Origin of the sequence: Streptomyces sp. NPDC059649 (assembly GCF_042734445.1) — a bacterium.
GTDB lineage: Bacteria > Actinomycetota > Actinomycetes > Streptomycetales > Streptomycetaceae > Streptomyces.
This window is the reverse complement of record NZ_JBHWDV010000055.1, coordinates 16363-39307: the sequence shown is the minus strand read 5'-3', so window position 1 is coordinate 39307 and position 22945 is coordinate 16363. Positions and strand designations below refer to the sequence as shown.

General features: G+C 71.8%; 19 protein-coding genes. 9 read left to right on the top strand and 10 right to left on the bottom strand.

The window, feature by feature from the left end; all coding sequences use genetic code 11:
* Positions 1–40: 40 nt before the first annotated feature.
* Together ACFV1J_RS34520 and ACFV1J_RS34515 are read right to left on the bottom strand one after the other, a co-directional pair.
* Positions 41–955, bottom strand: coding sequence for an SDR family oxidoreductase (locus tag ACFV1J_RS34520; protein WP_385864920.1), 915 nt, complete (start codon positions 953–955; stop codon positions 41–43).
* Positions 956–1293: 338 nt separating this feature from the next.
* On the bottom strand, positions 1294–3234 hold the full coding sequence (locus ACFV1J_RS34515; protein WP_385864907.1) for a hypothetical protein: 1941 nt from the start codon (positions 3232–3234) through the stop codon (positions 1294–1296).
* Positions 3235–3557: 323 nt separating this feature from the next.
* Between ACFV1J_RS34515 and ACFV1J_RS34510 the strand changes: the two genes are divergently transcribed.
* From ACFV1J_RS34510 to ACFV1J_RS34500, 3 genes are all read left to right on the top strand, one after another.
* On the top strand, positions 3558–4076 hold the full coding sequence (locus ACFV1J_RS34510; protein WP_385864905.1) for a DUF4240 domain-containing protein: 519 nt from the start codon (positions 3558–3560) through the stop codon (positions 4074–4076).
* 120 nt (positions 4077–4196) lie between these two features.
* Positions 4197–5087 (top strand): TIGR01777 family oxidoreductase, encoded by an 891-nt coding sequence (locus ACFV1J_RS34505; protein WP_385864904.1) that lies wholly within the window; start codon positions 4197–4199, stop codon positions 5085–5087.
* A 221-nt stretch (positions 5088–5308) separates the two neighbouring features.
* Positions 5309–6550, top strand: coding sequence for an NAD(P)/FAD-dependent oxidoreductase (locus ACFV1J_RS34500; protein ID WP_385864902.1), 1242 nt, complete (start codon positions 5309–5311; stop codon positions 6548–6550).
* Positions 6551–6605: 55 nt separating this feature from the next.
* Here the strand turns inward: ACFV1J_RS34500 and ACFV1J_RS34495 are convergent, their stop codons facing one another.
* Positions 6606–8084: a regulator gene (locus ACFV1J_RS34495; RefSeq protein ID WP_385864900.1), complete on the bottom strand. Its 1479-nt coding sequence runs from the start codon at positions 8082–8084 to the stop codon at positions 6606–6608.
* Between the two features lie 285 nt (positions 8085–8369).
* On the opposite strand from ACFV1J_RS34495, the gene lipB reads away from it, so the two are divergent.
* The 4 genes from lipB to ACFV1J_RS34475 all read left to right on the top strand — a co-directional run bounded on the left by lipB (position 8370) and on the right by ACFV1J_RS34475 (position 11431).
* Positions 8370–9197, top strand: a complete 828-nt coding sequence (gene lipB / locus ACFV1J_RS34490; protein ID WP_385864898.1) for a lipoyl(octanoyl) transferase LipB — start codon at positions 8370–8372, stop codon at positions 9195–9197.
* Between the two features lie 119 nt (positions 9198–9316).
* A complete protein-coding gene (lipA, locus tag ACFV1J_RS34485) occupies positions 9317–10267 on the top strand; it encodes a lipoyl synthase (protein ID WP_385864896.1) in 951 nt (316 codons plus the stop codon).
* A 224-nt stretch (positions 10268–10491) separates the two neighbouring features.
* On the top strand, positions 10492–10710 hold the full coding sequence (locus tag ACFV1J_RS34480; RefSeq protein ID WP_385864895.1) for a hypothetical protein: 219 nt from the start codon (positions 10492–10494) through the stop codon (positions 10708–10710).
* Positions 10711–10720: 10 nt separating this feature from the next.
* On the top strand, positions 10721–11431 hold the full coding sequence (locus ACFV1J_RS34475) for a DUF4191 domain-containing protein (RefSeq protein WP_385864893.1): 711 nt from the start codon (positions 10721–10723) through the stop codon (positions 11429–11431).
* A gap of 179 nt (positions 11432–11610) precedes the next feature.
* On the opposite strand, the gene ACFV1J_RS34470 is transcribed toward ACFV1J_RS34475, so the two are convergent.
* Positions 11611–12078, bottom strand: coding sequence for an RDD family protein (locus ACFV1J_RS34470; protein ID WP_385864890.1), 468 nt, complete (start codon positions 12076–12078; stop codon positions 11611–11613).
* Positions 12079–12372: 294 nt separating this feature from the next.
* Between ACFV1J_RS34470 and glnA the strand changes: the two genes are divergently transcribed.
* Positions 12373–13782, top strand: a complete 1410-nt coding sequence (gene glnA, locus ACFV1J_RS34465; protein WP_385864888.1) for a type I glutamate--ammonia ligase — start codon at positions 12373–12375, stop codon at positions 13780–13782.
* 196 nt (positions 13783–13978) lie between these two features.
* On the opposite strand, the gene ACFV1J_RS34460 is transcribed toward glnA, so the two are convergent.
* The 3 genes from ACFV1J_RS34460 to ACFV1J_RS34450 all read right to left on the bottom strand — a co-directional run bounded on the left by ACFV1J_RS34460 (position 13979) and on the right by ACFV1J_RS34450 (position 17503).
* Positions 13979–14224, bottom strand: a complete 246-nt coding sequence (locus ACFV1J_RS34460; RefSeq protein WP_385864887.1) for a hypothetical protein — start codon at positions 14222–14224, stop codon at positions 13979–13981.
* Positions 14225–14682: 458 nt separating this feature from the next.
* Entirely contained in the window at positions 14683–14880 is a 198-nt protein-coding gene (locus tag ACFV1J_RS34455; protein WP_385864885.1) for a hypothetical protein, read from the bottom strand.
* Positions 14873–17503, bottom strand: coding sequence for an MDR family MFS transporter (locus ACFV1J_RS34450; RefSeq protein ID WP_385864882.1), 2631 nt, complete (start codon positions 17501–17503; stop codon positions 14873–14875). The genes ACFV1J_RS34455 and ACFV1J_RS34450 overlap by 8 nt, the downstream gene beginning before the upstream one ends.
* A gap of 132 nt (positions 17504–17635) precedes the next feature.
* Between ACFV1J_RS34450 and ACFV1J_RS34445 the strand changes: the two genes are divergently transcribed.
* Positions 17636–18502, top strand: a complete 867-nt coding sequence (locus ACFV1J_RS34445) for an Fpg/Nei family DNA glycosylase (protein ID WP_385864881.1) — start codon at positions 17636–17638, stop codon at positions 18500–18502.
* Positions 18503–18567: 65 nt separating this feature from the next.
* Here ACFV1J_RS34445 and ACFV1J_RS34440 read toward each other — a convergent pair whose 3' ends face one another.
* From ACFV1J_RS34440 to ACFV1J_RS34430, 3 genes are all read right to left on the bottom strand, one after another.
* Complete coding sequence (locus ACFV1J_RS34440; RefSeq protein WP_385864879.1) at positions 18568–19158, bottom strand: hypothetical protein; 591 nt, start codon at positions 19156–19158, stop codon at positions 18568–18570.
* Positions 19159–19964: 806 nt separating this feature from the next.
* Entirely contained in the window at positions 19965–21737 is a 1773-nt protein-coding gene (locus tag ACFV1J_RS34435) for a choline/carnitine O-acyltransferase (RefSeq protein WP_385864918.1), read from the bottom strand.
* A 149-nt stretch (positions 21738–21886) separates the two neighbouring features.
* A complete protein-coding gene (locus ACFV1J_RS34430) occupies positions 21887–22801 on the bottom strand; it encodes an arpA protein (RefSeq protein WP_385864877.1) in 915 nt (304 codons plus the stop codon).
* Positions 22802–22945: the final 144 nt, after the last annotated feature.

Below are 22945 nucleotides of genomic sequence, written 5' to 3'. Positions count from 1 at the left end.
AGGGGCGACGCCCCAGCAGCCAGGGACAACGCCCCACGCCCTAGCGGTAGTCGGCCGCCGTCGCGTCCTTGCCGCCGAAGACCACGTCCTCGAAGTAGCCGAAGCAGTCGGGGCGGGAGCCGTCCGCGTCGGTGAAGTCGTACTCCTTCGCCAACTGGCCGCTGGAGAGCGACTGTCCGGTCCAGCGCGCCTTGTCGGGGTCGGCGGCCAGCGCCCGTACGGCCCGGCCGATCAGGGCCGGTGACTCCGCGATCGCGAAGTGCGGCTGCTGGGCCACCGCATCGCGCCAGGTCTCCTCGGTCACCCCGAAGTGGTCCAGCATCTCCTCGGACCGCAGGAAGCCGGGGGTGAGGGACACCACCGTGCCGCCCAGGTCCTTCACCTCGGCGGCGAGGCCGAAGGCGATGCGGTGCGGGACGTTCTTCGTGAGGTCGAAGCAGAGGTTCTCGCGGTACCTGCGGTTGAAGGACGCCGTGCCGTCGGTGACCTCGACCAGCAGTCCGCCGGGCCGCCGGTTCATCAGCGGCAGCGCGTAATGGCTGGTGATGATGTGGGTGTCGATGCCGAGGCGGAACATCCGCAGGCCGTTGGCCAGATCCAGGTCCCAGAGCTTGGTGTCGAATTCGAGCAGATGGTCGCCGCCCCAGACGCTGTTGACCAGGACGTCCAGCCGCCCCTGCTCCCGGTCGATGCGCTCGATCAGCGCCTCGACCTGCGCCGGCTCCAGATGGTCGGTCGGTACGGCGATACCGGTGCCTCCGGCGGCGGTCACCAGCTCCGCGGTCTGCTCGATCGTCTCCGTGGCGCGGCCCACCTCGCTGATCCGGTCGCGGGTCGTCCGCCCGGTGACGTACACCAGCGCGCCCGCCCGGCCCAGCTCGACGGCCATCGCGCGGCCCGCGCCCCGGGTCGCCCCGGCGACCAGCGCCACCCGCCCGGTCAGCGCCGCCGTCACGGGCCGGTCCGGCCCCGCGCTCGCGGAGACCGCGTGCCCGCCCGCCGGGCCGCCGTTCGTCGCGTGCCCACTCGTCACGTTCCACTCCTCACTGTCAGGTGCCGAGCGCCGGGCCGGCGGCCCACCGGTGTGTGCCCCGGCCCGGCGCAACGCGACTCTGACAGCGAATCCCGACACCTTCTGTCCGGTTTCCCGCCCAAGGCGAACGCCTCCCGCCTCGCTCCACACCGCTCGCCCCTGCCGCCTCGCCTCTCACCGCCCACCCCGTCCACCGTTCACGCTCGCCGCTCGCCGCTCACCACCCACCGCCCGCCGCTCACCGTTCACCAGGGCCACCCCTACGGCCGGAACCCCCGCACGCTCCCCCCGTCCCGCAGTCGTCCGACGACCTCGGCCGCGGTCTCCGGGCCGGGGCCCGCGCCGGGGTCAGAGCCGGGGGCCGGTGCGGCGAGGGTGGGCCCCTTGGCGGTGGCCCGGAGGGCGCCGGTGACGTCGAGGGTGGTGACGTCCGGGCTGCCCGCGGCCAGCAGGTACGGCTTCCCGGACGGCGAGCGCCAGGGGACCGCCCCGACGACGTGCGGGCCGTAGCGACTGCAGGCGGCGGTGTCGTCGGACCGGCCGGCGATCCGGCCGGGGTCGGCCGGCCGTACGGCGGGCGGCAGGAAGCGGACGGTCGCGCTGCCGGGCCCGCGCCAGGTGTCGGCGCGGGTGCACACCCACGTCGCGCTGCCCCCGCCCTCGGGGAGGCGCTGCACGGCGAACACCCAGTTGTTGACGGACCGTACGCCGGTGCCGCGCAGCGCGCCCAGCCCGCAGGCCGTACGGGCCCAGGTCGCCAACGCCGCGGGGTCGGTGGCCTCGCGCTGCCCCGCGACCGGGCCCGCCGCGCCGGTGGGCGGCGGCGGTACGTAGGTGAGGTGGACCGGGACGAGGTCGTTGAGGTCGGCCAGCAGGAAGGGCGGGGCCGGCGCCCCGATCCGCGTCGAGGGGCGGAACTGCGCCACCGGCCAGTGCCCGCAGCCGCCGCCCGCCTGCGGTGGGAGCGGGATCCGGTCGGTGACGCCGTCGGGGGCGACGTGCAGCCCGCGCGGCGGGGCGCCCGGCGCCAGCAGGTCGCGGGCGGCGACGTCGGAGATCCAGGGGGCGAGCAGATAGCGCATCCAGCCGTTGCCGCGGCCGATCACCAGCGCGGCGCCGGTCGTCAGGTCCGCGTCGTCCACCCGCGCGAAGTGCAGGGTGGGGCTGGCGTCTTCGGGCTCGGCGTAGCGGACCAGCCGTTCGCCGTCGTACAGGACGACGACCATGACGTTGTCGATCAGACCGGCGTACAGCAGCTGCGGCGGATGGTCGGGCGGGCGGGTGGAGGTGCCCGCGGAGGCGGTGATCCGGGCGTCGGCGGGCGGTGCCGCCCAGACCCGCAGCGCCCGGCCCAGCAGTTCCTCGTCGCCGGCCTGCCGTCCGCGCGCGGGCCAGGCGGTGAAGTCCACCCGCGCGGTGTCGGACCACTGTTCGTTGGGGGTGCGCAGCAGCTTCGTGGGGTCCAGCGCCTGCTGGGCGGGGGTCGGCGGCGGGCCCGCCGGGCCCTCGGCGCCGCCCGGCACCGCGGCGATCACCGCGCCGATCGCCGCGACGGCCGCCAGCGCCACCGCGGCCCGCAGCCGCTGCCGGCGGCGCAGCAGGTCCGTCGGCCGGGTCTGGACCGTACAGGGGTCGAACTCCCCGGAGTTCAGCAGCGCCGCGGCGCCCGCCCCGGTCTCCCGGTCCAGCTGCTCGGCCGCCCGCTGCGCGGCCGCCGGGTCGGTGGCCCCGGCCCGTTCCAGCAGCGCCCGTACCGCGTCCTCGTCCAGGCCCTCCAGCTGCCAGAGTCCGATGGCGGCCCGGACCGATGCCGGGACGGCGGACAGCGCCTGGTCCAGGGCGAGTTCATCGGCGCCGCCGGCCCGGGGGAACAGCCGCAGGCCCCAGACCTGGGGCACCGCGGGAAGTCCCCGGCCGGCCCGGCCCTCGTGTGCCAGGGCCAGGCGCAGGGTCCGCAGCCGTACCAGGTCGTAGCCGTTCTCGGGCAGCGGGCCGCGCTGGGCCGGCAGCCCGCCGTCGGGGCGGCGCCGGCGGCCGGTGCGCGGCAGTGCCCGCTGGACCAGGCCGTGGGCGGTGAGCACCCGGCGGTGGCGGCCCATCGACGGGGGCAGGACGAGGTAGGCGAGGCGGACCAGCCGGGGGTAGTGCTCGACGAGGGCCGCCTCGGCCCGTTCGACGTCGGCCCGGGTGCGTTCGTCCATGGGCATGGCCTGAAACAGCCCTTCAGAAATTGGCAGATTTACCGACTATGCCGTGTATGCCGTCGTTTCGTTGTTGCACGCCTTCCAACGAGTGATTCTTGGGGCGGTCACCCGACGGCCGGCGCGGCCCCGCGCGGCCCGCACGCTCCCGGTCACCGCCCGTGCCCGGCGCGCCCGTCCTCCCGCTCCCTGCCTGCTCATCCCCCGTTCCCCGCCCCGGCCGGCGACCCGCCCCGACCCCTCGTGGGCCGGGACGACGGCACCCCGACATGCGGGGGACTCCGCATGCGCCGCACCCCCGCAGGGCAGATGCTGGAGCGGTGATGGACGAGACGGAGTTCTGGGAGCTGATCGACCACTCGCGCGAGGCGGCCGAGGGTGATCCCGAGGAGCAGGCCGACGCGCTGGTCGAGCGGCTGCTCAGGCGCGACCCGGACGCCGTCGTGGACTTCGCCCGCCACTTCGAGTCCCGCTACAACCGGGCGTACACCTGGGACCTGTGGGCGGCGGCCGCGGTCCTGCTGGACGGCTGCAGCGACGACGCGTTCGACTACTTCCGCTGCTGGCTGATCGCCCAGGGCCGGGAGGTCTTCGAGGGCGGGGTGCACGACCCGGACCAGCTCGCCGAGCTCCTCGACGACTTCGACGAGTCGGTCGACGGGGACGCCGAGGAGGTGGGCTACGCGGCCGACGAGGCGTACGAGCAGATGACCGGCGGGTCGATGCCGGACCTGGAGCTGCCCCCGCAGCCCCGCGAACCGCTCGGCACGTACGTCGACTTCGACGACGACGAGACCCTGGCCGAACGCTTCCCCCTCCTCTGGGAACGTTTCCGGCCATAGTCCGGCCGGAGGGCGCCTTCCCCGGGGCCTGCCACAGGGGCCTTCCCGGCGGCGGCCAGTACGGACGCGACTCGTGTCCCCCGCCGGGAAGTTGTCGTCGCCGGGAGGCAGTATGGGCCCATGCGGATCGCGATCACCGGCTCGACCGGACTCATCGGCACGGCACTCGTAGGGTCCCTGCGCACGGACGGCCACGACGTCGTCCGACTCGTACGGCGCGCCCCGGCGGCCGCCGACGAGGTGCGCTGGGACCCCGCGCGGCAGCAGGTCGACACCGCGGGGCTGGCCGGCTGCGAGGCGGTGGTCCACCTCGCCGGCGCGGGCGTCGGCGACCACCGGTGGACGGCCGCGTACAAGCAGGAGATCCGGGACAGCCGGGTGCTCGGCACCCGGGCCCTGGCGGAGGCGCTCGCCTCGATGGACGTCCCGCCGCGGGTCTTCGTCTCGGGCAGCGCGATCGGCTACTACGGGGACACCGGGGACCGGCGGACGGACGAGAGCGCGCCGGCCGGCCACGGTTTCCTGCCGGAGGTGTGCGTGGACTGGGAGGCCGCCGCGCGGCCGGCGGAGGACGCCGGCATCCGCACCGTCTTCGCCCGCACCGGCCTGGTGGTGGCGCGCTCGGGCGGGGCCTGGGGGCGGCTCTTCCCGCTCTTCCGCCTCGGCCTGGGCGGGCGGCTCGGTGACGGCAGCCAGTACTGGAGCTTCATCTCGCTGCACGACCACATCGCGGCGCTCCGCCACCTGATGACCACCGAGGAGCTGACCGGCCCGGTCAATCTCACCGCGCCGGAACCGGTGACCAACCGGGAGGTCACCGCCGTGATGGGCCGGGTGCTGCACCGGCCCACGCTGTTCTCCGTCCCGGCGCCGGTGCTGCGGATCGCCCTCGGGGACTTCGCCGAGGACGTGCTGGGCAGCCAGCGGGTCGTCCCGAAGCGGCTGCTGGAGTCCGGGTTCGGCTTCGCGCACCCGCGGATCGTCGAGGCGGTCCGGGCCGCGATCGCCTGAGGGACGGCGCCGCCGGCGGCCGTCCAGCCCCGATAGACGCCCGCGCCCGCCCATAGCCGCCGGCAAACCTCCGCCGAGGGCGCTTCGACGCGCCCCGGGCGCCCCCTGTCGTACGCGCCGGCGGCTACCTACCTTTCCGCACACACCACTCGGCATTCCCCGCGGCCTCAGAGGGCATGACACTCCGTGCACCGCCGCTGGGACCGACCTCGGGAGGCCATGTGCTGCGTACCGCATCGACCGTGGACGTCGTCGTCGTGGGGGCCGGCCCGGCCGGTCTCGCCGCCGCCCGCCACCTGACCGGCGCGGGGGTGTCGGTCACGGTCCTGGAGGCCGCGGCGCGGATCGGCGGCCGCTCCGTCACCGACCGGCTCGACGGCTTCCGGCTGGACCGCTGCGGCCGGCCGCTGGCCGTCTCCGCCGCCGAACTGCGCCGCACCCCGGGCCTCGGAGATCTGACGCTCCGTCCGTTCACCCCCGTGCTGAGCGTCCACAACGGCCAGCGCGCGCAGCACATCAGCGGCTCCCGGAGCACAAGGGGCGCACTCTCCGCGGCGCGCGCCCTCGCACGCGCCGACCGTCCGATCCAGGACGCCCTGGCGACCCGGCCCACCTTCCCGCCCCGCGCCCCGGACGTCTTCCTGCGGCCGCTGCTGGGCATGCTGCTGTGCGATCCACGGTTGCGCGGCTCCAGCCGGAGTGCCGCGATCGCGCTGCGCGGTTACGCGGAGGCCGGCCGGCTGTGGCTGCCGGCCGGAGGCGCCTCGGCCGTCCCCGACCTGCTCGCGGCCGGCCTGCCGCCCGGCACGGTCCGTACGTCCGTGCAGGTCACCTCGGTCTCCACCACGGGCGTCAACACCGCCGAGCACGGCCGGATCCCCTGCCGGGCGGTCCTGCTGGCCACCGGCGCGCGGGACGCCGCCGAGCTGCTGCCGGGTCTGCGGGTGCCCGCCTTCCACCCGGTGACGGTGCTGCACCACACCGCCCCGGCCGGTTCTGGCGGCCGCGGCGGGGCGTCCAAGGACGCCACCACGGCGATCCTGACGGTGGACGGACCGGTCGCCTGCAGCTACCGCGCCGGCGCGGTCGACCCGTCCCGTACGCCGCCCGGCCGGCCGCTGATCACCACGACCGTGCTGGGTGCCGCGGCGGCGCTGCCGCTGTCCGTCCTCGACAAGACCGTCCGGCCCCAGCTGGAGCGGCTCTACGGGGCGCGCACCGACGACTGGGAGCTGCTGACCGGTCATCACGACCCGTACGCGGTCCCGGCGATGCCGGCCCCGCACGATCCGCAGCGGCCCGTACGGGTGCTGTCCGGGCTCTACGTCTGCGGCGACCACCGCGATGCCGGCACGCTCCAGGGCGCGCTGAACTCCGGCCGGCGGGCGGCCCGCGCCCTGTTGACGGACTTCGGGCTGCCGGCCCTCACCACCGAACCGGACGCCCTGCGTCCGGCGGCCTGACCACCGGGGCCGGCCGGGCCCGGCGCACCGCCCGGCCCGGCTCCCCCGCGGCTCCTCAGCCCAGCGCGGCCACCCGCTCGCGGTAGCCACGCACCGGCGCCGCGTCCCGGTACGGCTCCAGTCGGCGCTCGAACTCCCTGACGTACTCATGGGCGCGCACCGACCGCATCTCGGACGCCTGGAGCGCCGCCTCCGCGCCGAGCGTGCAGGCCTGTTCCAGCTCGCCCAGGCCCAGCCGTGCGGTCGCCAGCACCACCCGGCAGAACAGCCGGCTGCGGGCGAACCCGGCGGCGCGCAGCTGCAGGGAGCGCTCGGCGTGCTGGGAGGCCGCGCGGTACTGCTGGAGATCGCGGTGGCAGTGCGCCAGTTCGTCGGCGAGCTGGGCCTCGTCGAAGAAGCGGGCCCAGTACGGGGTGTCGTCCCCGGGGCGGACGGTCTCCAGCGCCCGTTCCGCGCGGGCCAGCGCCGCCGTGCAGGCCCGGACCTCGCCCAGTACGCCGTGCCCGCGCGCCTCCGCGGAGTGCAGCAGCGCCTGGACGGCGGGCGGCGCGCCGCTGCCGATGCCCTGCTGGGCGACGCGCGCCAGCTGGACGGCCTCCCTGCCGTGCCCCAGATAGACGGCCTGCCGGCTCATCGTCACCAGGACGTAGGAGCCGTACGCCCGGTCGCCGGCCGCCTGGGCCAGCCGCAGTGCCTGGACGAAGTACCGCTGCGCCAGGCCGTGCGCGGCGATGTCGTACGAGGTCCAGCCCGCCAGCCGGGTCAGATCGGCGACCGCCGCGAACAGCCGGCGGCCGGTGGCCTCGCCGTAGGTGCCGCGCAGCATCGGCTCGGCCTCGTGCTCCAGATAGCGGACCAGGGCCTGCCGGGCGTGACCGCCGCCGTAGGCGTGGTCCAGCGCCCGGAACAGCTCACCGACCGAGCGCAGGGCGGCGATGTCACCGGAGGTGACCTTGGCGCCCTGGGCGCGGTCGACCCGGTCGGTGGTCCGGCGCTGCCGGGGCACCGAGGGCCGGCCGCCCTGCGCGGGGACCCGGCTCTCGGCCGCGCCCGTGCCCGCGCCCTCGCCGGTGGCCGGCTCGCCGCGGGCCACCCGCTCGTCGGGCCGCCCGATCAGCCAGTCCCGGCTGGGCACCACGAGCCCGGCCGGGGTGAAGGCGATCTTGCGCAGCTCGGCGTGGCTGCCGGAGTCCTTGCGCCACAGCCCGCTGACGATGTCCACCGCCTCGCTGGGGCTCGCGGCGAACTCCAGCCCGGCGTACACCGGCGCACAGGCGTCCAGGCCGAGGTCCTGGGCGGACAGCCGGCGCCCGAGGCGGCGGGTGAAGACCTCCGCGATCAGCGCGGGGGTGGTGCCCCTGGGCTGCTGGCCGCGCAGCCAGCGGGTGACCGAGGTCTTGTCGTAACGGAGGTCGAGGCCGTGCTCGATGCCGAGTTGATCAACCCGTCTGGCCAGACCGGCGTTGGAGAAGCCCGCCTCGGCGATGAGCGCGGCGAGCTGTCGGTTGGGGGTGTGTGCGGGTCGTTCCGTCATCAGCTTTACCGGTCTCCTGCCTTCCGGGCCCGGGCGGCCGCTTTCGGCCGCCTCTGTCCGGCATGCTCATCGCCCTCGTGGAACGGCGTGAATGTAACGGCCTTCGGTGCCGTTCTCGCGGCCTGCGTGCCGCGTTCATCCGATCGTGTGAGCAGGGACGGGGCTGTGGTTGCTGGTGGGTACACCGGCCGCCTGCGGGGACCGGATCCGGCCGCCGTACAGTTGCTGGGGGCGCGAACGCATCGGAAGGCATCAACGTTGCCGCACAGTGCAACAGAGGTTCGAATGGGAGCTGCCGTGACTGCGATCTCTCGGGGGGAGACCCCCGCACCCGAGGGGCTGCGCTTTGTGCATCTGGGCTTCGGGGCCGACGCGGTCGACTACGAGTCGGCCTGGCAGGAGCAGCGCCGGATCCACGCCGCCCGGTTCGCGGACGAGGTGCCCGACACCTGTCTGCTGCTGGAGCACCAGTCCGTCTACACCGCGGGCCGGCGCACATCCGACGACGAGCGCCCCCTGGACGGCACCCCGGTCGTCGACGTGGACCGCGGCGGGAAGATCACCTGGCACGGTCCGGGCCAGCTGATCGGCTACCCGATCCAGAAGCTGCCGCGCCCGGTGGACGTCGTCGCCCATGTGCGCCGCCTGGAGGAGGCGCTGATCCGGGCCTGCGCCGAGTTCGGCATCGAGGGCAGCCGGGTCGAGGGCCGTAGTGGCGTGTGGGTGCTGGGCGACCCCGTGGAGGAGCGGCGGGCGCTGGGCGGGCTCAACCTCGACTTCGACCCGCGGCTGGCGGACGAGCTGTTCGACCCGCGGCTGAACGGCCCGGAGTACGCGCCGTCCAACGCCGGCCAGCGCCGGGAGGACCGCAAGCTCGCCGCGATCGGCATCCGGGTCGCCAAGGGCGTCACGATGCACGGCTTCTCGCTGAACGTGAACCCGGACAACACCTCGTTCGACAAGATCGTGCCGTGCGGCATCCGGGACGCGGGCGTGGCCTCGCTCGCCGGTGAGCTGGGCCGGGAGATCACCATCGCCGAGGTGCTGCCCGTGGTCGAGAAGCATCTGCGCGACGTCCTGGAGAACGCCGAGCTGCTGCCGCGAGCGGTCTGACCGCCCGACGGGGCGGGAATGCAGCCCCGCAACCCGGGGTTGCCATGCACGGAAAGACGTGCGAATCATCGGGCGTACCCTGGTGTACGCCGAAGAAACGAAGTTGTAGGGAGCCGGACGTGTCCGCAGTCGCACCCGACGGGCGCAAGATGCTTCGCCTGGAGGTCCGGAACAGCCAGACCCCCATCGAGCGCAAGCCCGAGTGGATCAAGACCCGGGCGAAAATGGGTCCCGAGTACAACCACCTCCAGGGCCTGGTCAAGAGCGAGGGCCTGCACACGGTCTGCCAGGAGGCGGGCTGCCCCAACATCTACGAGTGCTGGGAGGACCGCGAGGCGACGTTCCTCATCGGCGGCGACCAGTGCACCCGCCGTTGCGACTTCTGCCAGATCGACACCGGCAAGCCGCAGGCGCTGGACCGCGACGAGCCGCGCCGGGTCGCCGAGTCCGTGCAGACCATGGGCCTGAAGTACGCCACGATCACCGGCGTCGCGCGCGACGACCTGGAGGACGGCGGCGCCTGGCTGTACGCCGAGACCGTCCGGCAGATCCACGCCGCGATGCCCGGCACCGGCGTCGAGCTGCTGATCCCGGACTTCAACGCGGTCCCCGAGCAGCTCGCCGAGGTCTTCTCCTCCCGCCCGGAGGTGCTGGCCCACAACGTCGAGACGGTCCCGCGGATCTTCAAGCGGATCCGCCCGGGCTTCCGTTACGAGCGGTCGCTGGAGGTGATCACCAAGGCCCGCGAGGCCGGCCTGGTCACCAAGTCCAACCTGATCCTCGGCATGGGCGAGGAGCGCGAGGAGATCAGCCAGGCGCTCCAGGACCTCCACGACGCGGGCTGCGAGCTGATCACGATCACCCAGTACCTGCGCCCGTCGGTCCGGCACCACCCCATCGAGCGCTGGGTCAAGCCGGCCGAGTTCGTGGAGCTCAAGGAGGAGGCCGAGGAGATCGGGTACGCGGGCGTCATGTCCGGCCCGCTGGTCCGCTCCTCCTACCGCGCCGGCCGCCTTTACCAGCAGGCCATCGAGCGGCGCGAGGTCGAGGCGTCCAGTCAGGCGGTCTGAACCCGGTCGGCCCTCCCCGGCGCGCCGTCTTGTGAAATGTGGCACATGCTGGAACCACGCGGCCCGCACTCCCCTCTGACGGGGGGCGTGGCGGGCCGCGTCAATGTTTCATTGGTGTTTGACCGGCAGGTCATCCGTTGGTAACACCGTTGAGTGACGATGGATGCACGCACCGCTCCCACACCACCCCTGCTTCTCCGAACAGCCAGAGGGAGTCACTGACCATGCAGGCCGCGCCGCTCCGCGCCACCCCCGCCCGCCCCGTCCCTTCCGTCACCGGTGCCCTGCGCGCCGTCGAGGCCGTCCTGATGCGCGGCGGCCAGCGCACCGCACGCCGCAACGCCTGGACGTCGGTCCTGGAGGACCGCCGCCGCGCCAAGGACCGCCACGAGGCGGCGTACGTACTGGAGGCCGCGGCGACCCGTCGCCCGCACGCCACGTAAACTTCGCTGTATGGCGAGGAAGGCACAATCCAACGGCGCTGCCGGCGCTGAGAACCCCGGGCGGCTGAAGCAGATCGCCCTGACCTACAAGATGACCCGTCGGGTCGACTCCAAGGTCGGTCTTGTCGTCGCTGGTGTAGGCATCGTCGTATTCGGCGTCCTCCTCGCCATCGGCTTCGCGATCGGCCACCCCGTCTACGCCGGAATCCTGGGCTTCGTCCTGGCGTTCCTGGCGATGGCGATCGTCTTCGGACGGCGCGCCGAGCGCGCGGCCTTCGGGCAGATGGAAGGCCAGCCCGGTGCGGCGGCCGCGGTGCTGGACAACGTCGGGCGCGGCTGGACGGTCACCCCCGCGGTGGCCATGAACCGCAACCAGGACGTCGTGCACCGCGCGGTCGGCAAGGCCGGCATCGTGCTGGTCGGCGAGGGCAACCCGAACCGTCTGCGCGGCCTGCTGGCCGCCGAGAAGAAGCGGATGGCGCGTACCGTCGCCGATGCCCCGGTGCACGACATCGTGGTGGGCGACGGCGAGGGCCAGGTCCCGCTGAAGAGGCTCCGCACGACCCTGCTGAAGCTGCCCCGGGTCCTGCCCGGCGCCCAGGTCACCGCGGTCAACGACCGGCTGCGTGCGCTGGGCGACCTGATGAGCAACATGCCCGTACCGAAGGGTCCGATGCCGAAGGGCATGCGGATGCCCAAGGGCGGCGGAAAGGCGCGCTGAGCGCCGACCCCGATCCGACACGGGTGGGGCCCGGGACCGTCGTGGTCCCGGGCCCCACCCGTGTGTGAGCTCGATCCGCGCGACGTGTGTGAGCTCGATCCCCGCGACGTGTGAGCTCGATCCGCGCGACCGGATCCGGACGGCGACGAGATCTCCGGACGGCGGCTGGATCCGGACGGCTAGATCCGGACCTGGACGGCCCGCGTCAGGCGGTCGTGCAGCCCGCGGCCGTCCCGGTCCCAGACGACGGCCGGGATGACGAGGACGAGCAGCAGCGTCCGCAGCACCACCCGCGGCAGCGAGATCCGGCCACCGCCCTCGGCGACCACCCGCAGGCCCAGCAGCCGCTTGCCCGGGGTGAAGCCGACCGTGCCGACCGTCAGCACGCTGAGCACCGCGAAGACCACCAGTGCCCAGTTGCTCGCCGACTGCGCCCGGCCGCCGCTGAGCAGCCCGTAGGCGATCAGCAGGCACAGCGCCCAGTCGATGAAGAGCGCGGCGAACCGGCGCCCGGGACGGGCGAGCGCCCCCGGCCCCTCCTCCGGCAGCCCGAGCCGCTGCCCGCGGTATCCGAATTCGACACCCATGTCCTCGGCTGCCGCGCGGGGCCCGGAGATCCACGATCCGATTGCTTGCCTGTTGTCCACCCGTCCACGGTACTGCGACGGCATACGTTCCCTTCCGCGAGGGCCGGTATCCGCGCAGGCGGCGGGCCCGTGAGGTGGCCGGAAACCCGGCCTCACCAGGCGGTCCGCAATGCCCCTCTTTGGCGCACACTGGGGGGTAAAGAGGACCGCGCGGCGGTTAACCTCGGCGAAACAAATGGGTCATGCTTGAGAAATCCCGCCTGCTTATGGTCGGGCGAGCGCGCCACCGCACTGGTCGCGTTCCGAGTAGCAATCCCGCGTCCGCCGACCGGTGACCGGGCTAGGAGGAGTTGGATGTTCCAGAACGCCGACGAGGCCAAGAAGTTCATCGCGGACGAGGACGTCAAGTTCATCGATGTCCGCTTCTGCGACCTGCCCGGTGTGATGCAGCACTTCACGATCCCGGCAAAGGCGTTCGACCCGGCCGAGGAACTCGCCTTCGACGGCTCCTCGATCCGCGGTTTCCAGGCCATTCACGAGTCCGACATGGCTCTGCGCGCCGACCTCTCCACCGCTCGTGTGGACCCGTTCCGCCGGGACAAGACGGTCAACATCAACTTCTTCATCCACGACCCGATCACGGGCGAGCAGTACAGCCGCGACCCGCGCAACATCGCCAAGAAGGCCGAGGCCTACCTCGCCTCCACCGGCATCGCGGACACCGCGTTCTTCGGCCCGGAGGCCGAGTTCTACGTCTTCGACAACGTCCGCTTCGAGACCAAGTCGAACGAGTCCTTCTATCACATCGACTCCGAGGCCGGCGCCTGGAACACCGGTTCCGAGGAGAACAACCGCGGTTACAAGGTCCGCTACAAGGGCGGCTACTTCCCGGCCCCGCCGGTCGACCACTTCGCCGACCTGCGCGCCGAGATCTCCCTGGAGCTGGACAAGGCCGGCCTGCAGGTCGAGCGCCAGCACCACGAGGTCGGCACCGCCGGCCAGGCGGAGATCAACTACAAGTTCAACACGCTGCTGGCCGCCGCCGACGACCTGATGCTCTTCAAGTACATCGTGAAGAACGTCGCCTGGAAGAACGGCAAGACCGCCACCTTCATGCCCAAGCCGATCTTCGGTGACAACGGCTCCGGCATGCACGTCCACCAGTCCCTGTGGCAGGGCGGCGAGCCCCTCTTCTACGACGAGCAGGGCTACGCGGGCCTCTCGGACACCGCCCGCTACTACATCGGCGGCATCCTCAAGCACGCCCCCTCGCTCCTCGCCTTCACGAACCCGACGGTGAACTCCTACCACCGCCTGGTCCCCGGCTTCGAGGCCCCGGTCAACCTGGTCTACTCCCAGCGCAACCGCTCCGCGGCCATGCGCATCCCGATCACGGGCTCCAACCCGAAGGCCAAGCGCGTCGAGTTCCGCGCCCCGGACCCGTCCTCGAACCCGTACCTCGCCTTCTCCGCCCTCCTCCTGGCGGGCCTGGACGGCGTCAAGAACAAGATCGAGCCGGCCGAGCCGATCGACAAGGACCTCTACGAGCTCGCCCCCGAGGAGCACGCGGGCGTCCCCCAGGTCCCGACCTCCCTCCCGGCCGTCCTCGACGCCCTGGAAGAGGACAACGAGTACCTCCAGCAGGGGGGCGTCTTCACCGCCGACCTGATCGAGACCTGGATCGACTACAAGCGCACCAACGAAATCGCCCCGATCCAGCTCCGCCCGCACCCGCACGAGTTCGAGCTTTACTACGACATCTAAGATCGCCCGAGATTTGCTGAAAGGGCCGCCACTCCGCTCCGGGGTGGCGGCCCTTTCGACTGTGAGACTCCCAGCGGTCAGTCACGTCGGTGGCCCCAGGCGATGGCTGCTGCGCCAAGGGGGCCCTTCCTCTCGTTGGCACGCAAGGGGCCCCGGCACGCGTCCGTACCGGGGCCCCTTGTGTATGGGTAAGCACTCAGCTCTTGAGAATGATTGCCAATCTTACGGCCCAGAAAACAGTCACAACCAACATGCACAGGGTTGCCACCTCATAGAAGGTGCCCCATGCGCTCTTCACGGATTCCATTACGTGAGCCCCTGCCGCAAGATCTACGCAAGCAGTAAGTAGTGCCGCGAGCAGGGAAATCACAAAAGCGATGACGAGGGACCAGATCAGGGATCGATGGACGGATCGCTTAAGTTCGGTATCGGATGTACTCATGGGGTCTACTCCTTTGAAGTCTGAACATGTTTCCTCCAATTGATGTGAAATGTGCTGCAGGCACTTCGCCTGCAGCGAATCTTGCGGGCCAACTGCCCCAAGATTCAGGTGACATGACGCCTTGCCAGGCATCGCGATCGAGTCTCACGGACCTCTCACGGCGACCTCCAGCGTGATCAAACTTTGTGACTCCCAGCAGTCCTCCGGGACTACCCGGGAGGACTGCCGCCTTGACTGGACGTCAGCAGCGACGTCCGCAGTGAGCCAACAGGCTCCGGCAGAAGAATGGAGCGCTCTTCTCCTGCTTGTTGAAACGGAACTGACCGGCCGTTGGTTCCCTCGGCGCCTACGACGAGCGGCCTTCCTCGTCATTTCGAGGAAGGCATATGCCTACCGCAACTGTCGGCGAGTGGCGGCCCTTTCGGGTGCGTGTGGTGCGGCGTCCGGTGGCGGAAGTGTCAGTTGCGGCGGCGGCGTTCTTGGCCGTAGGGGCCGGTGTGGTCGTGGGGGCGCCATTCCTCGTAGTGGAGGTCGCGGTCCGCGTTGTCCTGGGGCTGCCGGGGTGGGGCGGTTTCCTCGTCGCGGTCGCCTTCTTCCGGCAGCTCGTAGAGGGGGGCGGGCTGTTCGTCGTCGTCGTCGTTCTCGTACCTACTCATGTGCGGGTCCCGGGGTCGGCGGGGTGGTGGGACTGATCAGCAGGGTCGCGGTCAGGGCTGCGAGGAGGGTGAGGGCTACCGACCACCACAGGGCGTCCGTGTGGCCGCCGACCGTTGCCTTGGTGATCATCTCGGCGAGCTGCGGCGGGGCGCCCTGGGGGCTGATGATCTGGCCGCTGCGGGCCGCGGCGCCGAAGGTCGGCGGGAGGCCGGGTACGGCGTCCAGGCGGGCGGCGATGCCCGCGGCGAGGGCGCTGCTGAACAGTGCGGTGCCGAGTGCCGCGCCCACCTCCTCGGACGTGCTCGTCACTGCCGCGCCCCCGCCGGAGTCCCGGGCGGCGATGCCGCCCGTCGCGAGGGAAAAGAGCGGCATCAGGGCCATGCCGAGGCCGAGGCCGGCCAGGACCATGCCGGGCAGGAGCACGGCGGTGTACGCGCTGCCGGGCTGCAGGCGGGTCAGCAGCAGCAGACCGCACGCGGTGAGCAGCAGGCCCGGTGCGATCAGGGTGCGCGGCGGTACGCGGTGCAGCAGGCGGGCGGAGACCTGGGTGGCGCCGATGAGGATGCCGGCGACCGCGGGCAGCATGGCCGTGGTGGTGGCGAGCGGGGAGTGGCCGCGGACGTTCTCCAGGTACGTCATCAGGGTCGGGAAGAGGGCGAGCCCGCCGGCGCCGGTCAGGAACAGGGTGAGGAAGGCGCCGATGCGGGTGCGGTCCTTGGTGACGTACGGCGGCAGGAGGGGGTCGGCCGTCCTGTTCTGCCACAGGACGAAGGCCAGGAGCAGGACGATGCCGACCGCGAGCAGGGCCAGGACCAGGAGGTCCCACCAGCCGCGCGAGCCGGTCTCGTGGAAGCCGTAGATGAGGGCGAAGATGCCGGCGGAGCCCAGCAGCAGGCCCGGGGCGTCGAGGCGGCGGGCGCGGAGCGGGCGGTCGTGCACCAGGGTGGCCGTGCCGATCACGGCGAGCAGGGCCAGGGGGACGTCGGCGAACAGGCACCAGCGCCAGTCCAGGTTGTCGAGCAGCCATCCGCCGGTGAGCAGACCCATGGTCGAGCCGCCGGCGGCGATCGTGGCGTAGATGCCGAAGGCCCTGCCCCGTGCCTTCGGGTCGGGGAAGTTGGCCGACACCAGGCCCAGTACGGCCGGCGACAGCAGTGCGGCGAAGGCGCCCTGCAGGGCGCGGGCCCAGATCAGCGCGCCGGCGGTGGGCGCCATCCCGCCGAACGCGGCGGCCACCGCGAAGCCGGCCAGGCCGATGAACAGCATCCGTTTGCGGCCGACCAGGTCGGCGAGGTGCCCGCCGAGCAGCAGCAGTCCGCCGAAGGCCAGTTCGTACCCGGTGAACAGCAGGGTCAGGTCATCGGCGGGCAGGTGCAGAGCGGCCATGATCGACGGCATCGCCAATTGCAGGGACGTCGCATCGAGCAGCACGAACAGCTGCACCAGGGCGACCACCGCCAGCCCCCACCAGCGCCTGGGGTGCGGTGCCGCGGAATCCTGGAGGTCCGGCGGGGCGGCCGGTGGGGGCCAGGCGTGCGGGGTCATGCCGGGAGGCGGCCCGAACCCCTGCGGGGGGACCGGCTGCGCCGGGGCGGTGGGCGAGTACCCGGGCATCGGCGGGGTCGACGGCTGCGGTGGCCCGGGCGGAGTGCCGGGGGCCGCGGCGGTCGCGGCGGTCGCAGGCGTCCCGGCGGGGGCGGCACCGGGCGTGCCGACGGCCGTCTCGGGGGCGTAGTCCAGCAACTTGGCGGCGTGGCGGCCGAGTTGGGCCAGCACCGCGCCCGGCAGCCACTCCCCCTCCGACCCGGTCTCCGTGCGGGCCGCGACCTGTTGGAGGGTGGGCCGTTCGGCCGGGTCCTTGTGGAGGCACTCGCGTACGAGGTCGAGCAGCGGCTCCGGGACGCCGGACAGGTCGGCCTCCTCCTCGGCGATCCGGAAGAGGTGGGCGTTCAGCCCGGTATCCGGGGCGCCGAAGAGCAGGCGGCCGGTGGCGGCGTAGACGAGCACGGCGCCCAGGCAGAACACATCGCTGGCGGGGGTGAGTTCGAGGCCGCGCACCTGCTCGGGCGACATGAAGCCGGGGGAACCGATCAGCATGCCGGTGCGGGTGTGCAGGCTGTCCCCGGCGAGGCTGTCCATGGCCCGCGCGATACCGAAGTCGATCACGCGCGGCCCGTCCACCGTCACCAGCACATTGGACGGCTTGAGGTCCCGGTGGATCAGGCCGGCCTCGTGCACCGCCTGCAGGGCACGGGCGAGGCGGTTCGCCAGCACCCGGACGGAGTCCTCGGGCAACGGCCCGTAGTCGTCCGCCACCACGGTGGTCAGGTCGGGCCCCGGGATGTACTGGGTCGCCACCCAGGGCACCGCGGCCTCGGTGTCGGCGTCGAGCACGGCCGCCGTCCAGGAGCCGCCCACCCGCTGGGCGGCCGCCACCTCGCGGGCGAAGCGCCTGCGGAACTCCGGATGCGCTGCGTGCTCGTCCTGGACGACCTTGACCGCGACGGTCCGCCCGGCCTCGGAGCGGCCCAGATACACCAGGCCCATACCGCCGGCGCCCAGGCGGGCGATCAGGCGGTACGGGCCTATGTGCGTCGGGTCCGATGAGATCAACTGGTCCACGGGGGCACGGTAATCCACGGTACGGACCCCTGTACCGGCTTCACACTTCCTTCTCCGTTCCCGGGCGCGGGGCTGTGTGGCCGGGCTCGGGGCTGTGTGGCCGGGCGGGAGGTCCCGGGGCAGACTGGGGACATGCCTGAATTGCCGGAGGTCGAGGCGCTGCGGGGGTTTCTTGCGGGGCGGCTGGTGGGGTCCGTCGTCGGGCGGGTGCAGTTGGTGTCGGTGGCCGCGTTGAAGACCTATGAGCCGGGGCTGGACGCGGTGGAGGGGCGGACCGTGGCGGGGGTGGAGCGGTACGGGAAGTTCCTCGCGCTCCGGGCCGGGGAGCAGCTGTTTCTCGTGATGCATCTGGGGCGGGCGGGGTGGGTGCGGTGGAGGGAGCAGCTGCCGGCGGCTCCGCCGCGGCCGGGGAAGGGGCCGTTGGCGCTGCGGGTGCGGATCTCCCCGGGTGAGGCCGGGTTCGACGTGACGGAGGCCGGCAGTCAGAAGCACCTCGCGCTGTACGTCGTGCGGGACCCGCAGGACGTACCCGGGATCGCGCGGCTCGGGCCGGATCCGCTGGGTGAGGACTTCACGCCGGCGGCCTTCGCCGGGATGCTCCGGGGTGAACGGCGGCAGATCAAGGGCGTGTTGCGGGACCAGAGCGTGCTGGCCGGGATCGGCAATGCGTATACGGACGAGATCCTGCACGCGGCGCGGCTGTCGCCGTTCCAGCTCGCCGACGCGCTGTCCGAGGAGGACGTGGCGCGGCTGTACGCGGCGGTCGGGACGACCCTGGGCGAGGCGGTCGAGCGGGCCCGCGGGCTGGCGCCGGAGGACCTCAAGGCGGAGAAGCGGACGGGGATGCGGGTGCACGGGCGGACCGGCGAGCCCTGTCCGGTCTGCGGGGACACCGTCCGGGAGGTGTCGTTCAGCGACTCGTCGTTGCAGTACTGCCCCACCTGCCAGACCGGGGGCAAGCCGCTCGCCGACCGGCGGTTGTCGCGGTTGCTGAAGTAGCCACGGTCGTTACGCCAGCCATACGGGCCCCGCCGCCGGCGGCCGGCGGCGGGCGCGCGCCTCTGCTATCTCACGTACCTGCAATCCCACGCGTCACCTATTTCCGTCGCGTTGGCATTGGCCAAGCGGTCAAGTGCGTCGGGGCCGAACTCCCATTTGCAGACCTGATCCATGGGAATGCCCTCCACACGCGATCTGTCGGAGTTCACACAGAACCAGCGATACGCAGAATATTTGGCATTGTCTGAGGCAAGGAGATTGAGCCCCTTGGCCTCGCACCAACCTTCCAGGTCCGGCACGCCAGCATAGGACACACTATCCATGCATTCCCATGCGCTGTAAGTATCCGCCATGGTCCTCAGCCGGTCAATGACACTGCGATTCGGATACGTCGCCCCACACACACCCTCGACGAAGTTGTGGATCTCTTCGTCATTGGCGAACTCTTGCAGACTGCCGTCGTCATTCTTGCAGCGTATCGAGTACGGATCCGCACCGGTGGTTGTGACACCCTGCCCGAATCCCTGATCCTTGCAGTACGCGTTGAAATCCTGGACCGATAGCGGGTGCACGGCATCTGCATCACTCTTCGCCACGACCACGTTGACCGAACCCGCGTTATCTCCGAGACACGCATCCTTATCATTGACGCGCAAGAACAGTGCGCCTTGTTGGCGAGCCGTGAATGTGCCCCCTGACCCCACCGGGAAGACCTGTCCTCTCTCCCCAATGCGCCCCAAAAGTCTCCCGTACGGCTGACCAGCGTCAGCCTTACAGGGCTGATAGATCGTCTTATCCGTCCTGTACGGATACCCTTGTGGTCCCACCCGAGGGTACTTTCGATAATCGACGGTCCAGGTACCGGATACGTAAGTTACTTGAAACTTCTGTCCCTGAGCCATGGAAGACGGAACTTGCTGCCAGCCAGCTTGGGAGTCGACCGATGGAGGTGAAGCAGAAGGGGATGCAACGTCCAGCGAACCACTGGGGCCTCCGGAGAACAGGCCGGTCGCCAGCGCGAACGCCATCACGATCAGAGAGGTCTGAACCTTCCTTGCGAAACACAGCATGGCTGCCTCGATTCACGATCAAGAACCCAATTCACCAATTCGCCGCACGGGAGGGCCGTCAGACGGCTTGACGCAGAGTGCAAGCTATGCGGCCACTGGAAGCGGGAACCGACTGTAAGGCAGACAAAGAATTTCCCGTTCTCGGCTTTCATTTGATCGTGGCGAGAACGAGGCGGTAGACCCCCAATGAAGGTTGGTGTTCCCTCTAGCAGGATCCCTCGCGCCTCGAGGGTGGGCAACTCGCAGTCGCTCTTCGCCAAGCGGGGACTCAGTTCGCTGCTCCCAGCCTGAGACGGCTCACCTGCATCCCCAAAAACAGTGGCGACGCCCTGACTTCAGGGCGTCGCCACTGTCTGAGGGTCTCCGGGTGCTGAGCCCCACGTGTCAATTGCTCAGCCCGACGCCAGCAGCTCCCGGAGTTCCCGTACCGCCTCGCGGAGGTGGTCGGCGAAGGCGTGCATCGGGGCGGCCACCGGGCGGGGGGTGGAGAGGTAGAGGTGGAAGCGGTCGGGCAGGAGGACGTAGGCGACGCCGATGCAGCGGGGGCTGGTGGAGCCGAAGCCGAAGTACTGGATGTGGGTGGAGGGGGCGGAGCTGGTGCTGAGGTAGTCGTCGCGCATGATCAGCCAGCCGGGGGTGCGGTAGAGGGCGGGCTGTTCGGTGATGCCGAGGTCGGGGCCGCGGCGGCGCTGGATGAGTTCGAGTTCCCAGAGGTGTTGCTCGGGGGCGTCGCCGGCCTGGCATTCCTTGGCGCGGGCGATGTGGGCGCGGGCCGCGGTGTGGAGGGCGGCGCGGCGGGTGGCGGGGTCGGTCGCCGGGTCCTCCAGGGTGGCGACGAAGTCCACGATTTCCGGGGTGACCACGCGCATGGCCTCGGTGCGGCCGCGGCGCCACTGGCGGGTGGCGATCGACTCGTAGGTGGCGCCCAGGTGGCCCTTGGCACGCTGGTGGGCCAGTTGGTAGGCGAGCTGGACGAAGGCGTCCGGGGAGACGCCCAGGGACTTGGCCGTGTTGGCGCCGAAGTCGTCGAAGGAGACGGTCCGGGTGGCGGTGTCGGCGCCGTACTGGGCGAAGGCGGTGGCGGCGGAGCGTACCTGGGCGCGGAGGGTGTCGTCGAGGTGGAAGGTGAGGGGGCGGGGGGTGGGGGCGCCCTGGGGGCGGGCGCCGGAGAGACGGGCGTGGTCCTCGGCCGGGGTGGCGAGCAGGGCGTCGACGAAGCCGAGGATGGTGGTGCCGTCCAGTTCGCAGTGTTCGACGTTGATGCCGGCGCGGCCGTCGGCGAAGACGATGAAGGAGACGGCCTTGTCGAACCAGCGGTTGCCGCGGTCGCCGTAGAGGAGTTCGTCGCAGGCCTCCTGGGTGTCCGCGGGGGCGAAGTCCTCCAGGCAGAGGCAGAAGAGGGCGGTCTCGATGGTGTCGAGGGCCGCCGCGTTGTCGGGGTGGCGGGCCTGGAGGGACGCCCGGGCGGCGGCCCATTCGGCGCGGGCCATGGTGGTGAGGTGGCCGACCGGGGCGTCCGGCTCCGCACCGGTGGCGGCGTCGATGACGGCCCGCAGACCCGCCTTCAGGTCGTCGAGGCTGTGCGGGGCGCCGTCGGGGCCGAGGACGTCGAGGGTGTACATCCTGCCCCGGCGGAAGACCACGATGTGGCGGGCGTCGGACGGGCCGGGCCACTCGTCGGTGTAAGGGGCGCGGACGGTGTCCTGTTCGAGGCCGGGGATGCGGGTGGTGGAGAACAGGAACTTGTTCTGTTCCATGGTCTGCGGGCGGCCGCGCTGGGTCACCGGGGGAAGGGCCTCCCGGTCCAGTTGGTGCTTGTGGTGCAGGGCGCCGGCGATCAGGCCGGCGGCCCGGTCGAGCTGTGACCGGCCGGTGTCCTGGAAGAGGAAGAAGAAGTTGGCGTTGAGGGCGATGCGGTCGCGGCGGCCGAGGTAGCGGTACGGCCAGAAGGTGTCGAGCCAGCTGTGTACGCCCTCGGTGGCGTCGTACGCCTCCAGGGCGGCGTGCAGCGCCCGGCCGGGGCCGCCGGGCCGGAGGAAGGCGGCCACCTCCGCCTCGGTCTCGGCCAGTTGAGCGGGCGTGAGCAGCGGCCGGCACCAGGCGAGGAACCGCTCACAGCTCTCCTCCAGGGAGGGCAGCGGTACCCGCGGGAGGGTGTCCTCCAGGGCGAAGGTGGGGGTGGTGGCGGTGCCCCGGCCCGTGGGCGGGAGGGCGGTGCCGTGGCTCTCGGTCACGCGTACGGTCCCCTGACTGTTGGTCACGTGCATCTCGTTTCGGTGTGCGGGGTGCGGGTGCGGAGTGCGGGTGCGGGGCGCTAGTCCAGCAGCTGGTCGCCGCGTATCGCGTGGCCCTCCGCGGCCAGGTGTGCCGGGTCGACCCGGCCGAAGAGCTGGCGGGTGCGGGCGACGCTGCCGATGACGCCGGGGCGCTCGCTGTAGGCGAAGATCGCCGAGTGGCGGGCGGTCGCGCCCCGTACCGGGCTGACCCGGTGCAGCGAGTAGCGGCCCTTGAACAGCTGCAGATCGCCGGGGCGCAGCGGCAGGCGGTGGATCAGCCGCTCACCGCGGCCCGCCAGGACGTCGCGGACGTCGTCGAAGTGCTCGTCCTGTGCGGACCGGATGTTCGGGCAGTACTCGAAGTCGCCGCCGGCTCCGGCCTCCTGGGTGAGCATGCTGACGGTGAACTCGTTGGTGTCGAAGTGCCAGGGGTGTTCCTTGCCCGGTTCGACGACGTTGAGGACGAGCGCGGAGTACGGGTCGGCGAGTTCGTACAGCCGGGGCAGGCGGAAGCAGCGGGCGACGAAGCGCTGGAACGCGGGGTGCGCGTAGAGCCGGCTGATCAGGGCGTCGGCCGGGATGCGGTCGCGGGCGACGAAGGCGTTGCCGCGCTCGAAGACCGTGCGGCCGGGGTGGCCGGGCGGCAGCGTCCGGTCGACCGCGATGTTGTAGACGTTGACCGATTCGACGTCGAAGTGCGCGCGGGGGGCGAGGTCGGCGCATTCGGTCCGCAGGAGCGCGCGCCGCGCGGGGTGGATGAAGTCCGGCAGTACGGTGCAGCCGAGGGTGTCCAGCTCGTGCCGGGCCCGGGACACGACGGCCTGCGCCTCGGGGCTGTCGGGGTCCGCCAGGGGGTACCGGCCGGTGTCGACCACCTCGTCGAGGGTCGTGGGGTGTGCGGTGGTGGCGGTGGCGGGGTCGTGCGCGGTGCTGAGGCTGTTCACGGTGCTCATGCGTTCCTCTCCGCGGGCGTGGACACGCGTGCGGGCACCCGGGTGCGGCACGCGTTCACGTCATGGCGCGTCTTTGCACGTCTTTGCACGTTGTGCACGTCAACTCGCTCGGAGTTGAGGGGAGTTGACGTTGTCACAAATTCC